Raw genomic sequence first — 14,125 nt, 5'->3', positions numbered from 1 at the left:
GGCTGCCTACACCTCCGAATCTATCGACTCATAATCTTTGCGCAGCGGATGGCCCACCCAGTCATCAGGCATCATGATCCGCCGCATATCGGGGTGTCCAGGAAAATCAACTCCCAGTAAATCGTAAATTTCACGTTCGTTCCAATTCGCTGTTGCCCAGACTGGTGTTGCCGAATAGACGGCTGACGCTTCCCGCTCTGTCTTTATCTTAATTCCGACCTCTCTTTTGGTTCCAAGCGAGATCATATGATATACCACTTCTATGTGGGTCTCGTAATCGACACCTGACACATTACGCAAATAATTAAATTGAAGCTGCTCGTGCTCCTTAAGCAGCTTTGCAGCTTCACGCCAGTGTTCATTGCGTAAGATAATCATCGGCATATCGCCATTCAGTTCATTTACATAGGCATCCTCAACCGATGCCTCTGCGACTTCCTGCTTCAGAAGCACGACTATGGCATCAAGCTCAGGCTGCCTTGCCGAAGGAGGCTTCGGCTGCTCCGGCTCTGCTGCACTCGCTTCTGCTTCGGCCTTTGCTTTTGCTGCCGCTCTCGCTGCGCGTGCTTCCGCAGCTGCCTTCAGCTTGGCTTCCTTCTCCGGGTCTACGGGAGGCGTCTCTGCGACCGGTTTATCCTCTTCACTCATCGACTGGTCACCCGCTTCCCAGTCTTCGCTTCATAGCGAATTTTCTCCTGCAGTTTATTGATGCCATAGATCAGCGCGGCCGGATTAGGCGGACAGCCCGGAATATACACATCAACAGGCACGATCTGATCAACGCCTTTGATGACTGAATAGGACTTAATATAAGGTCCGCCAGCCGTTGCGCAGGATCCCATTGCGATAACCCACTTCGGCTCTGGCATTTGATCATAAAGCCTGCGTAAAAGGGGACCCATCTTCTTCGTCACTGTACCGGCCACAATCATCACATCAGACTGTCGCGGCGAGGTTCGGAACATCACTCCAAAACGATCCAGATCATAATGCGATGCGCCCGTTCCCATCATTTCAATCGCACAGCAAGCAAGGCCGAATGTGAGCGGCCATAACGAGTTGCTTCTTGCCCAAGCCTTCAATTGCTCCAAGGTACCCATAAATACGTTGCGTTCCAGCTCTTTGCGTTCCTCTAACGAAATTGATTCTAAACTGAATTCCATTTCAGCACCTTCTTTTTCCAGGCATATAGAAGACCAATAAGCAGCATTCCCGCAAAAATCAACATTTCGACTAGCACAAATAAGCCGAGCTTATTATATGCGACGGCCCAAGGATATAAGAAAACGGTTTCTACATCAAAGATGACAAACATTAGTGCAAACAAGTAATAGCGGATGTTAAAACGGACCTGTCCCTCACCTACCGGCTCATTTCCGCTTTCATAGGTGGTTTGTTTGAGCTCACTTGGCTTATTCGGCCTTAGCAGTCTTCCTACTGTTAATGCAACGACGGGAAGCATAATGCCAAGCACGATAAAAATAGCCACGACGACATAATTATTGGAGTAGTGTTCCACACGATCGCCTCCGTAAATTTGAGTAGGTAGCCGCTTGGTCAATTTTCCTCACAATTATAACAAATGCTTCCACTGCCGTCTATGATGGAGTTGTGCCCAAGGCAGGTTCCTTGTTCGTTATATCGGAATTCCCTTCTGCTGCTTCATTCCCTTTTTGCCTGCGGCTGCTGGACTTCTGCTCATCTTGAAACCGACCGTCGCTCGTATCTTTTTTTCCCCTAATAACAGCAACCACGAGCAGCAATAATGGTACAACACAACCATGCAGCAAGCTGTAAACCGTCCATACTCCTATGCCAAATTCATGCGCATGAGCCGCATTTCGATATACCATGAGCGAGATAGGCACAATGACAAAAGCATAAGGAATGACCAATGGACGATAGGTAGAAAGCTTAAGCATTTGAGCCGTTAAGACCGTCAGTACATAAACGCAAAGCGCAAGCTTCATAAAGACCGTCCCGATCCAAACCATCGCAACTAATATTTCAACACGCACCAATATCTCTTCGATATTAATATTTTTAGCCATATCATAGACCGCAAACGGACTTCTGCTCGCTTCTTGCACACCCATTACAGCAACCAGAAAAATCGTTATCAGCGTGCTTACAAAAGCAATGGCAAAAACAGAGAGCTTCAGTTTTTTTCTTAATTTTTTACGATCCTCCTGACGCACAAGCGGGAAAATCGTCGTTATAAACACGAATTCCGCAATAGGAAACCCGAGAATCGGATAGATCCCCTTAATCGGCCTTATCCAGCCGTCGTACAAGAAAGGCTCAAAGTTTTGAAAATTAAATTGATTGAACAAAGCAAGGAGAACAATACCAATAACTAAGGCCGCCCATCCAAATAAAATCTCACCCGTTCTCGAAATCGTCTCAATGCCTAAAAGAACGCCATATACAACAACAATCATAAAGGTGAGGTTAATGAACCACTCTGGTGTCTCTGGCAATACGGATAAATTCAAAAAATCGGATATATTGCGCAGTACCAATGCGCTTAACAACAAAAAATAAAAAATATATAGTAAAGTTACTACCTTACCGAGCCAAACCCCCAGCAGTTTTTCTGAGTATTGCGCCAAAGTCAACTTCGGAAAACGATCAGCAAGCGCTAGATAAATGAGCAGTATGAAATAATTAAACGGTCCTGCGAGCACCATTGAAATCCATCCATCCTGCTTGGCAATCGACGTCACCATTGTTGGCAATATGAGCGCTGCACTTCCTAGTGCAAATAAAAACAATATTTTGGCGCATTGCCCCGATGTAATCTCGGCATTGTTAATTCCCGCAAATTTGCTCAACTATGTTATGCCCCCTTTTCAATCCACTTTAATATAGGTTTATATACAGGTGAGAATATAGCTGTAATCCAATCTGCCGGATTGGGTATCGGTAGATGCATATGCTTTGCTGCCATAATTCCAACCCCAATGATTAAGATGACCAAAGCCCAGCCACCTTCACGCTGACGATTATTTTTGCTATTCCTTCTCCATATTGCCGTTCCAACCATAACGGAAGATAAGAGGAGGACAATGAGAGCCATCATGCTAATCACTCACTTCGATATAGATTCGCCTCGTACACCTGAGCCTGTTATTTGAGTCGTACAGATGACTTCGCTTTTCACTTGAGGGAAAATATCTTCCCAGTCCGCTTCGATTTTCCTCCAAATATTAGGTTCTTGAAAATAAACCTCTTTTCCCCACCCTAATACATCCGTGTGGAATTTCTTCTGTACGCTATTGATCGTGCCCGCTACCTCTTCCTCAATCGCTTTATCTGTCATTTTGCCGACCTTGATCAGTACACTTTCCTCCGTGATGTTGACGCCGTGGCACATGATTTCTTGAATTCCACCCACTACACTAATATGGACCTGTATAATTGGATGACCATCCGGATCTTGTTTAACCTTATACACGGTCGCCGTATCCTGCACCTCAACAATGAGCTCCCCTTCTGACTCCGGGCATCCAAGCTTTACGACAGTGCTCTCCACTTTATTTTGAAGCCAAGATAGACCTCTTGAATCCTTGGACTTCAAATAACCAACAAGCTTGCCATCGCGAAAAACAGCCATAGTCGACAGCACTGGAATCGCTTTTGCAGGAATGCTGTTTAAATTGTCATTTGAATGTCCCACCTCCTCATTTCCCTCTATCAGAATAGAAGGCAATACAGCTTGCTGCTTCCCTCTTCCCAATAGTCTCGTTAAATCTTTGACTAATACGACATAACTCGACGCATACGCAGACTGATTGACTTCAACTATTTCCCGAAGCTGATTAACAGGAATAGATTCGGTTTGCGTCGTTAATCGAAGCAAATTCTCCGCTCTCATGCCTCGTGTAATAAGCACTGAAATATCAGTGCGTATATCTGGATTTCTCTCAATTAAATCAACTAAGGGATAGATGCCTTTTCTAGCCATACTTTCACTGACGATCAGCATTTGTGTGTGGGAGAAAAAAAGCCGTCTAGATGTTTTAGTCGACATTTTTCGAATCGCCTCAAACAATGTATCCCCTTTTTCCGTAAACGTCGTCACTGCAGTGCCGCCAATGGCCCCTTTGGTTTCCGCTGCAACGTTTTGGGGCAATACGACCTGTACCGTCAACTGTAGCTTGTTTTTTCCTGTTGGGTCATCGTCAACTCCTATGGCGTATACGACGCCAAGCTTGTCCAAATAACGTAAATCCCAACAGCCGTTTAATAGCGCCAGCATACATACTGTCCATACAAGAATGAGCTTCCGTCCTATTTTCCTGAATGAAAATATCCGTTTCCTTGCATTGACGCTGCCATCGCTCATTGCTGCGGCTCCTTCCTATGCTCCGTTTCAATGTCTTGTCTAACTCTATTACTCGAAGCAAGCTTCTCTGGCCGTTCCCGCATCATCCAAAGTGGCGCCCGAACCAGCGTATCCTTCATATCCTTTAAATACATCGGGGCGAATGGTTTGATATACGGCATGCCAAACGATCTTAAATTGCTCAAATGCAGCAGAAGCAGCAGCACAACTAATCCAATTCCATAAAAACCGAGTGTCGACGCTGCTAGAAGCAGCAGAAAGCGCAGCAGCCTAGCCGCAATTCCAAGGCTGTAATTAGGAGATACGAAGCTGGCTATCGCTGTGAAGGAAACGACGATAACGACGGCTGGCGAGACGATTCCTGCCTCTACGACCGACTGTCCGATAACAAGACCTCCAACGATCGATATCGTGTTACCCGCAGCACTAGGCATTCGTACAACGGCTTCCCGTAATATTTCAAATACAAATTCCATAATAAAAGCTTCCAAATAGGCGGGAAAAGGCACGCCCTCCCGCTGTGCCGCAAGCTTTAGCAGCAGCTGAGTCGGTATCATCTCCTGATGATACCCAACGATTGCGACATAAATCGACGGCATAAGCAGTGCGATTAAAAAGGATACAAAACGAAGCAGCCGCAGAAACGTCGCGATATCAAACCGCTGATAATAATCTTCTGAAGCCTGAAAAAACATATTTAAAATCGTGGGTACGATCAGAACAAATGGCGTCCCATCAACAAAAATCGCTATTCGGCCTTCAAGCAAATTGCCTGCTACAGCATCCGGCCGCTCTACACTCATGATGGTAGGAAACGGCGACCACTTCTGATCCGTAATTAATTCCTCGATATAACCGGATTCAAGTATGCCGTCAATCTGTATTTCTTCCAGACGTTCTCTTAAATCCGTAAGCACATTCTCATCCGCCAAATCTTTGACATACATGATGCATACGGGAGTTTGTGAAATTTCTCCGATCGTCCATTGCTCCATCCACAGCTTCGGGCTTCGTATCTTCCTGCGAATCAGCGATGTATTTGTTCTAATCGACTCCGTAAACCCTTCTCTAGGACCACGTATGGCCATCTCGGTTTTCGGTTCTTCTACACTTCTTCTTGCTCCCCCTACTACATTGGTTCCTATTGCCTGAGTTGCACCCTCTATCATGATGACGCAATAGCCCATAAACAATTTTTGAAACAATAGCTTCCAATCGCATAAATCATTAATAATACCAGTTGAGAGCAAATTGTTTTTCATAAATGTAAGCAGCTCAGCAGGCTCTAAATTAGCCTCCTCCGGGTATTTGCCTCCATGCATCGGTTGAATGACAAAATGGTCAAGACGTTCATCGTCAATCATCCCTTGTACATAAACAATTAGCGCCTTCGTGTGGCCTCTATCCGTTAACGTCAGTTCACGATAAATAATATCCTGACTCTCACCCAGCTCACGCTTCATGGTCTCCATATTTTGCTCCAGAGAAGTGAAAAGGGCCTTCTCCGCAAAAGGCTGAAGCTGCTCCTTTTCATGCATCTCTGCTTTGGTTATACGCTTATCAGCCTTTTTTCCAGCGCTGCCATTGCCCTGCTTATAGGTTCGGAACATTTACCCATCTCCTTTCTGTTGCACAATCGGATTGATGCTTAGGATAACTCTTCCATGGCATAATTATGTATTGAGTCTTAGTTGATTAAAGAATGCATCGCATAAAAAAAAGAGCCGCAGCTCCGTTTACACGGTCTTCTGCAACCCTATCTCGTTCACTTATCTTATTCGTGATTCTGTCAGCTTAAACTGGCCAACAAGCTGTTGAAGCAGCGTCGTTATAGACTCCACACTCTGAGATGTTTGTCTCACATTCGTCATTTCGCCTATGAGCTCTTGCACTTTACTCTCTACATCGGAAGAAATCTTCCGATTTTCTCTGCTTACCAGCGCGATTTTCTCCATTAGCTGCACGACCTCATCAACGACCTGCGTCTTGCGATGATCCTCGGCATGTGCGGAAGCAAGCGTACTGGCAGCGGCTGCTACAAGCTGATTGCCCTCCTCAACAACGCGAGTACCTTCATCCATAGAAGCGTACGCTTGTTTCGCTTCATCATAAATGTGACGAGTAATTTCATGCACTTCCTCGGTCGACTTTTTGGTCATATCGGCAAGCTTGCGAATTTCCGACGCTACAACGGCAAAACCTCTGCCTTGCTCACCAACCCTTGCTGCCTCGATCGATGCATTAAGCGCTAATAAATTCGTTTGTGCCRATATTTCTTCAATGACATGCAAGACTCCTTGTATTTCTTGCACCGTATCCATAAATTTATGGATTGTTCCGTTGGTTTCGCCTACCTTGGCAGAAATGTGGAGCATCTTGTCTCCGATGCGATCAACCTCTGCTTTGGCTACCTCAATCTGCCCAGCTGCCTGCTCTTCGATCTGTTTCAGCGTTGCCTGCATATCGCCTGCAGCATCCTTCGCCATATCAATATCCTTCAATTGCAATCTAATGCTTCCAATCATATCAGATACTTTTCCGCTGACTCGCTCCGTTGAAGCTGAAGTGACAGCCGCTGATTCGTTTAGGACAAACTGGCTGGATAGAACATCAGAGGAGGCAAGCTTAACCTGCAGCATAATGCCTTCCAAGGAATCTATCATATTGTTAATCCATTTTGCTAATTCTTTCGATTCATCATTATCAAAACGATTAAGCTGCAAGCGCTGCGTCAGATCGCCCTTTCCTTCTGCATTTATGCGAATAAAACGATTAATTTGGCGCAGATGCGATACGACACGCTTCGATTCCCTATTTTGAAAGGCAAAACTGAATAACAATCCAAATACAAGATTGAATAAACCTGCCGCTGTTGCAGTCACCCAGATTGGAGCATGAACGGCAATAAATAACATAAGCAATGCCGACAAAATACTAACACTCGTAATCGATATAAGTTGCAGCTTGCGTTGTCTCCAGCCTATACTGCGAATGCGGTATACTTCCTCCAAGTCTCCCTCGCACATCATCCCCCATTTATCCGGACAATGCGGCAGCTGAAAGGTCACTCCCTTACCAATAACCGATATATGCCTATAATCTGAATAACCTGGATATTCAACGAATAGATTGCTGTCGCTTGCAATGGTATTCGCTACCCCAGGATGAAGCTGTCCAGTTGCCGGATCATTAAAGACAATTTCAAGCTCTGTATGCTCTTTGATCGAAACTTTGCCCCAATCAGTTGTTACGCCATCCTTGAGATTTTCACCATGTGTGAATGTTCTATCCTCGAACCTGCTTCGAGATAAAGCCGTCCCTGGCGCTATATGAGTATTCAGGCCTGCCTTCGCCATAAAGATATAATTATCACCCGAATCCGGATAGACGTGGCCCGATTCTCGCTGAATTAAATCTCCTAGTACATCATTCGGCACACGGGCGCATAACGTCCCTGCAAAGCTGCCATTTACCGTAATTGGAAGCATAAATAATAGAGTCATTTTGTCATGAAAAGAGGAAGAACGCGCTCCTAGCTTTAAGGTGAGAGAATCACTATAAGGCCCAAACAAGCATCGACGAGGGTTGCTCAACTGCTTAGTGTAGCTCAGTCCAAGCTGCAAGCTGCTATCTTCTTGATAGATTGTCCCAATATGCGGACTATGTGTGGAGCTGATAACGGTTTGCTTTACATCGAGTAAAAACAGCTCGGTTATATCGATCGCTCGAGCATATGTTCTTTCAAATAATCGTTCTATTTGCGACTGTTCAGTAGAAGTAGAAAAATCTTTGTTTTGAGCGAGGAGTTCCGTCAGTTGGCCACCCAATTGATCGATGTAATTCCAATACTCCATTGCCCATGCAGTTAGCAATTCCTTACGTGTCTCCGCAATCCCCTCAAAGCTTTGCTCGACATCTGTTTTCATATCTTTATTCAATTGCCATGAAACCCAGAGCGGAAACCCTACTTTCATACCTAGCCAGTCAAACATATGATTCTCCCCCCGCTATTTTCATTGTCTATGATGTTAACTATATTAACATATATTAGGGAGAATTATATACAAATAATTAGTTTTTTTGTCGAAAATACGCATATTTCAGAATACATAACACCGAATAGGGGGTGAAACACGAATATTCGAATCAACCTGACATTGAAAACTACCATTCAAATTCACTTTCATTATGAGATGTTACATATGAGCTGCTGCCTTCACACTCAACCTCTCACTCCTATAAAAAAAGCACCGCCAACGCCTTAAAGGCGCTGACAGTGCTTTGGTGGTTGTTGCTTATTTGTGTTTAATATGCAGACGATTCATCGCACGCTGCAAAGCAAGCTCTGCACGGCGGAAATCAACTTGGTCTTGCTTCGCAGCAAGACGCTGCTGAGCACGCTGTTTAGCGGCTTCTGCACGTTCAACGTTAATATCAGTTGCAAGCTCAGCGCTCTCAGCAAGGATAACGATCTTATCCTTGCGTACTTCGATGAAGCCTCCATTAACTGCTACTACATCTACTTGATTACCGCGTTTGATAACGACAGGTGCAATACGAAGCGGTGTGACAAGTGGAATGTGATTTGGCAATATGCCAAGCTCACCTTCAACGCCTGTTACACTAACCATATTAGCAGTCTCTACGTATACTTTACGCTCAGGTGTTACAATCTCTACTAAAAAAGAACTCATGTGGATTCCTCCCGCCTTTCGCTATTAAAGCGTTTTGGCTTTCTCCACGGCTTCTTCAATCACACCAACATATCGGAAAGCTTCTTCCGGAAGGTCGTCATGTTTGCCCTCGAGAATTTCTTTAAAGCTGCGAACCGATTCTTTTACAGGTACATATTTACCTTTAGTTCCTGTGAACGGCTCAGCAACGTGGAACGGTTGAGAAAGGAATAGTTGAATTTTACGTGCGCGAGACACGGTCAATTTATCTTCTTCACTTAGCTCATCCATACCAAGGATTGCGATAATATCTTGAAGCTCTTTGTAGCGCTGAAGAATTTTCTTAACGCCTTGAGCTACGTTATAGTGTTCTGCACCCAAAACAGATGGGCTTAGGATACGTGAAGATGACGCGAGTGGATCAACCGCTGGGAAGATACCCATCTCGGAAATTTTACGCTCCAAGTTCGTTGTAGCATCCAAGTGGGCAAATGTCGTTGCTGGAGCTGGATCCGTATAGTCATCGGCAGGTACATAGATCGCTTGGATCGAAGTAACCGAACCTTTTTTCGTAGACGTAATACGCTCTTGCAATTGACCCATTTCAGTTGCCAATGTTGGCTGGTAACCTACCGCGGAAGGCATACGGCCTAGAAGGGCCGAAACCTCGGAGCCTGCTTGTGTGAAACGGAAGATGTTATCGACGAACAATAGTACGTCTTTTCCTTCTTCGTCACGGAAATACTCAGCCATTGTCAGACCAGTCAAAGCAACGCGTTGACGTGCGCCTGGCGGCTCATTCATTTGTCCGAATACCATCGCTGTTTTGCTTAGTACGCCGGAATCTTTCATCTCGTGGTAAAGGTCATTACCTTCACGAGTACGCTCACCAACACCCGCGAATACGGAGATACCGCCGTGCTCTTGTGCGATGTTGTTGATAAGCTCTTGAATCGTAACCGTTTTACCTACGCCCGCGCCGCCGAAGAGGCCGATTTTACCGCCTTTTGCGTATGGAGCGAGAAGATCGATTACTTTAATTCCTGTTTCAAGAATTTCCGCTTGCGTGGACAATTCGTCGAAAGCAGGTGCTGCGCGGTGAATCGGAAGGTTTACTGTCGATGAAGCATCGCCAGCTTCGTCAATCGGTTGGCCTAGCACGTTAAATACGCGACCAAGCGTAGAAGCACCAACCGGAATAGTAATAGGTGCGCCTGTATCTACGGCAATCATACCGCGTACAAGACCGTCTGTCGTACTCATAGCTACGGCACGTACCTTATTGTCACCGAGGTGAACGGCTACTTCAAGCGTCAAGTTAATATCAATGCCGCCTGCTTCGCCCTTTTGCTCGATTTTGACAGCGTTCAAAATTTCCGGCAAATTGCCGCGTTCGAACTCTAAGTCTACGACCGGACCCATGACGGATACAACATGTCCTTTTTTCATGGTTTTCCCTCCTGGTTCCTTCTTGTAACTGCACGCCGGTCAGCTTATCGCAAGCGCCTGGCCCTTGCAGTGTATATATTAAGATTGAGCATTTGCCCCAGCAACGATCTCGGAAATTTCTTGTGTAATCGCTGCTTGACGCGCCCTATTGTAAGTGAGCGTCAATTGGTTGATGATTTTCGTCGCGTTTTTCGTGGCGCTTCCCATGGCAGTCATACGTGCCCCGAACTCACTTGCTTTTCCGTCTAGAACTGCGCTGTAAATGAGCGTTTCCGCATATTTAGGCAGCAGCACTTCAAGCACGCCCTCCGGTGATGGCTCGTATTCATACGATGTGACAGCCGTGTTCCCGCCTACTTCTGCAAGAGGCAGTAAACGTACGTCTGTCGGCACTTGAGTAATCGCATTAACGAATTCGTTATAGTACAAGTACAACTCATCATAAGCGCCTTCTGAGAACATATTAACGGCTGAATAAGCAACCGATTTAATGTCTGCGAATGTAGGAGCATCCGGCAAGCCGATAACTTCCTCGACGATTGTCATATTGCGGCGGCGGAAATAGTCGCGACCTTTCCGTCCGATAACGAACAATACATATTCATCCGTCGACTTATGATTCTCTCGAATCGTTTGCGTTACTTTACGAAGAATATTCGCATTGTAGCCGCCCGCTAGTCCACGGTCCGATGTAATAACGAGATAACCCGTTTTTTTCACTGGACGCTTCTCTAGCATCGGATGCTTCACATCTTTAGTGCCAGCTGCGATGCTTGCTACAACTTCCTTCAGCTTCTCAGCATATGGGCGTGATGCTTGCGCTGCTTCTTGTGCCTTTCTTAGGCGGGAAGCGGCAACCATCTCCATTGCTTTCGTAATCTGCTTCGTATTTTGTTTACTCTTGATTTCGCGTTTAATATCGCGCATACCTTTTGCCATTTGGTTTCACCCGCCTTTGTTGCTTTGGACCTGCTCCAAAGCCTGGTGTTGGTGGAGAAAGTTATCTAGGCCCGAACATTAAGAACGGGCTTCGATTTATATTGGATTATAAGAAGGTATAAGTTTCACCCGTATATGCTTAATTATGCCGATACAGAGAAGCTTTTCTTAAATTTATTGATAGCTTCAACGAGAGCTTTCTCGTTGTCAGCAACAAGATCCTTAGTATCGCGGATCGATTGGCCAATTTCRGGGCTGTTCGAATCGAGGTACGCGTGGAACTCTTCCTCAAAGCGAAGGATATCGCCAACTGGAATCTCATCCAAATGACCTTTAACAGCAGAGAAGATTGAGATAACTTGCTTCTCAACAGGCATCGGCTTGTTAACGTCTTGTTTAAGAATTTCCATCGTGCGCGCACCGCGGTTAAGGCGAGCTAGCGTCGATTTGTCAAGGTCGGAACCGAACTGCGAGAACGCTTGAAGCTCACGGTAAGCCGCAAGATCCAGACGAAGCGTACCAGCAACCTTTTTCATTGCTTTTATTTGAGCGGAACCACCTACACGGGATACAGAGATACCAACGTTAACCGCTGGACGCTGACCGGAGTAGAACAGATCTGCTTCTAGGAAAATTTGACCGTCTGTAATCGAGATAACATTCGTAGGAATGTATGCCGATACGTCTGATGCTTGTGTCTCAATGAATGGCAATGCCGTCATTGAACCACCGCCTCTAGCGTCGCTTAGTTTAGCCGCACGCTCTAGCAAACGGGAGTGAAGGTAGAATACATCACCTGGGTATGCCTCACGACCCGGTGGACGACGAAGCAATAGGGAAAGCTCACGGTAAGCAGCAGCTTGTTTCGATAGATCATCGTAGATAACAAGAACGTGCTCGCCTTTGTACATGAAGTACTCGCCCATTGTACAACCAGCATAAGGAGCTAGGAAGAGCAATGGAGCCGGCTCAGATGCACCAGCAGTTACTACGATCGTGTATTCAAGAGCACCGTGGCGACGAAGTGTTTCCACTACGTTTGCAACAGTGGATTGTTTTTGACCAACAGCTACGTAAATACATTTTACGCCGTTGCCTTTTTGGTTGATGATTGCATCGATTGCAATGGATGTTTTACCCGTTTGACGGTCACCGATGATAAGCTCACGTTGTCCGCGGCCTACTGGTACCATTGCGTCGATAGCTTTCATACCTGTTTGCATAGGCTCATGAACCGATTTACGGTCAATTACGCCTGGTGCTGGAGATTCAATCGCACGGAATTGAGTCGTGTTGATTGGTCCTTTACCATCAAGTGGCTGTCCAAGTGGATTTACTACGCGGCCAAGAAGCTCTTCGCCGACAGGTACTTCCATGATACGGCCTGTACGTTTAACTTGATCGCCTTCGCGAATATCCGTGTATGGTCCAAGGATAACGACACCGACGTTGCTTTCTTCGAGGTTCAAAGCCATACCGACTACACCGTTTGAGAATTCGAGCAATTCACCCTGCATCGCATTTTCCAAACCGTGTACGCGGGCGATACCGTCACCGACATTGATTACGGTGCCGACGTCTACGACTTGAATTTCGGATTTAAAATTTTCGATCTGTTGTTTAATCAGCGTGCTGATTTCATCAGGTCTGATACTCAATTCGTTCACCCCTATCTACAGTGCATTAGTTTTTAAACGATTTTTGTAAACGTTCCAACTTGCCGGACAAGCTTCCATCATAAAGACGGTCGCCGATGCGTACTTGTACGCCACCTAGCAATGAAGGTTCTACTATTTGCTCAGCAATAATAGCTTTGCCAGTCAATTGTCCGAACTGCGCCGCTACGTTAGCAAGCTCAGCATCAGACAAAGCTTGTGCGGAATAAACCGTAGCATGTGCTTGACCGAGCGAATCTCCCGCAACCTTCGTATATGCTGCATAAACCTCAGCAATAATATCTTGGCGTCTGCGAGTAATAAGAATCTGTACAGTGTTGAATACCAGTGTAGATACTCGATCACCGAATGCTGCTTTAAGAACAGCAATCTTTTGTTCTGGAGCAATACTTGGAACAGACAGGAACTTTTCAATGTCAGCGTCCTGCTCAAGAGCTTGCACGATCAGCTTAAGCTGCTCCTGAACCTCTGAAACAACCTTTTGCTGCTGTGCAACCTCGAACAGTGCTTTAGCGTAGCGCTTCGCTACGACTGCATCGCGGCTCATTTATTTCCAACTTCTTTCAAATATTGACCAACAAGCTGTTCTTGTGATTTCTCATCCACTTGCTTCTCAATAATTTTCGATGCGATTTTTACGGAAATGCCGCCAACTTCAGTACGAAGCGCAGCAATTGCTTTGTTTTTCTCGCTTTCGATATCTTTGAGAGCATCGTCTTTCAGACGGGATGCTTCTGTTTTTGCTGTTTGAACGATCTCGTCTGCTTGCTTCGAGCTCGTCGTTCTGGATTGCTCAATAATTTCATAAGCTTCTTTGCGAGCTTGTTGGAGTGCCAACTTCTGCTCTTCCATTTGCTGATCGGCTGCTTTGCGGCTGTTTTCAGCTGTATTCATTTGCTCTAAAACTAGCTGCCTGCGCTTCTCCATTACATCGAATAACGGACCGAACGCATACTTATTAAGTAACCAGTACAATACGCCAAACGCGACCATTGCGATTACTGTCGATTCCCAAATCCATGCCATTGATGCCACTCCTT

Annotated in this window: 14 protein-coding genes; all 14 read right to left on the bottom strand. The window is 45.7% G+C overall.

What is annotated here, in order from left to right; translation table 11 throughout:
• Positions 1 to 6 precede the first annotated feature (6 nt).
• The 14 genes from AC1DM9_RS19460 to atpF all read right to left on the bottom strand — a co-directional run bounded on the left by AC1DM9_RS19460 (position 7) and on the right by atpF (position 14,111).
• The gene (locus AC1DM9_RS19460) at positions 7 to 648 is read right to left on the bottom strand and encodes an NADH-quinone oxidoreductase subunit C (protein ID WP_477581685.1); all 642 of its coding nucleotides are present in this window, start codon (positions 646 to 648) and stop codon (positions 7 to 9) included.
• Positions 645 to 1,163: a NuoB/complex I 20 kDa subunit family protein gene (locus AC1DM9_RS19455; RefSeq protein WP_076266244.1), complete on the bottom strand. Its 519-nt coding sequence runs from the start codon at positions 1,161 to 1,163 to the stop codon at positions 645 to 647. Before AC1DM9_RS19455 ends, AC1DM9_RS19460 begins: the two co-directional genes overlap by 4 nt.
• Complete coding sequence (locus AC1DM9_RS19450; RefSeq protein WP_256710814.1) at positions 1,148 to 1,462, bottom strand: NADH-quinone oxidoreductase subunit A; 315 nt, start codon at positions 1,460 to 1,462, stop codon at positions 1,148 to 1,150. The genes AC1DM9_RS19455 and AC1DM9_RS19450 overlap by 16 nt, the downstream gene beginning before the upstream one ends.
• Before the next feature lie 136 nt (positions 1,463 to 1,598).
• Positions 1,599 to 2,834 carry a GerAB/ArcD/ProY family transporter gene (locus tag AC1DM9_RS19445; RefSeq protein WP_477550656.1) on the bottom strand — a complete coding sequence of 412 codons (1,236 nt, stop codon included), beginning with the start codon at positions 2,832 to 2,834 and terminating at the stop codon, positions 1,599 to 1,601.
• 5 nt (positions 2,835 to 2,839) lie between these two features.
• On the bottom strand, positions 2,840 to 3,082 hold the full coding sequence (locus AC1DM9_RS19440; RefSeq protein WP_441874691.1) for a hypothetical protein: 243 nt from the start codon (positions 3,080 to 3,082) through the stop codon (positions 2,840 to 2,842).
• A 9-nt stretch (positions 3,083 to 3,091) separates the two neighbouring features.
• Positions 3,092 to 4,348, bottom strand: a complete 1,257-nt coding sequence (locus AC1DM9_RS19435) for a Ger(x)C family spore germination protein (protein ID WP_477511475.1) — start codon at positions 4,346 to 4,348, stop codon at positions 3,092 to 3,094.
• Positions 4,345 to 5,958, bottom strand: a complete 1,614-nt coding sequence (locus tag AC1DM9_RS19430; protein ID WP_477581682.1) for a spore germination protein — start codon at positions 5,956 to 5,958, stop codon at positions 4,345 to 4,347. Before AC1DM9_RS19430 ends, AC1DM9_RS19435 begins: the two co-directional genes overlap by 4 nt.
• Before the next feature lie 159 nt (positions 5,959 to 6,117).
• Complete coding sequence (locus AC1DM9_RS19425; protein ID WP_477581680.1) at positions 6,118 to 8,340, bottom strand: methyl-accepting chemotaxis protein; 2,223 nt, start codon at positions 8,338 to 8,340, stop codon at positions 6,118 to 6,120.
• Positions 8,341 to 8,643: 303 nt separating this feature from the next.
• Entirely contained in the window at positions 8,644 to 9,042 is a 399-nt protein-coding gene (locus AC1DM9_RS19420; protein ID WP_477550653.1) for a F0F1 ATP synthase subunit epsilon, read from the bottom strand.
• A gap of 24 nt (positions 9,043 to 9,066) precedes the next feature.
• The gene (gene atpD, locus AC1DM9_RS19415) at positions 9,067 to 10,470 is read right to left on the bottom strand and encodes a F0F1 ATP synthase subunit beta (RefSeq protein ID WP_441874687.1); all 1,404 of its coding nucleotides are present in this window, start codon (positions 10,468 to 10,470) and stop codon (positions 9,067 to 9,069) included.
• A 78-nt stretch (positions 10,471 to 10,548) separates the two neighbouring features.
• The gene (gene atpG / locus AC1DM9_RS19410) at positions 10,549 to 11,409 is read right to left on the bottom strand and encodes an ATP synthase F1 subunit gamma (protein ID WP_054025458.1); all 861 of its coding nucleotides are present in this window, start codon (positions 11,407 to 11,409) and stop codon (positions 10,549 to 10,551) included.
• 143 nt (positions 11,410 to 11,552) lie between these two features.
• Entirely contained in the window at positions 11,553 to 13,067 is a 1,515-nt protein-coding gene (gene atpA / locus AC1DM9_RS19405) for a F0F1 ATP synthase subunit alpha (RefSeq protein ID WP_076266254.1), read from the bottom strand.
• A gap of 25 nt (positions 13,068 to 13,092) precedes the next feature.
• Positions 13,093 to 13,632, bottom strand: coding sequence for a F0F1 ATP synthase subunit delta (locus tag AC1DM9_RS19400; RefSeq protein ID WP_477550652.1), 540 nt, complete (start codon positions 13,630 to 13,632; stop codon positions 13,093 to 13,095).
• Positions 13,629 to 14,111 (bottom strand): F0F1 ATP synthase subunit B, encoded by a 483-nt coding sequence (gene atpF / locus AC1DM9_RS19395; protein WP_054025461.1) that lies wholly within the window; start codon positions 14,109 to 14,111, stop codon positions 13,629 to 13,631. Before atpF ends, AC1DM9_RS19400 begins: the two co-directional genes overlap by 4 nt.
• Between the last annotated feature and the right edge of the window lie 14 nt (positions 14,112 to 14,125).

Source organism: Paenibacillus sp. 01T431, assembly GCF_056398625.1.
This window is presented reverse-complemented; position numbering and strand designations above follow the sequence as displayed.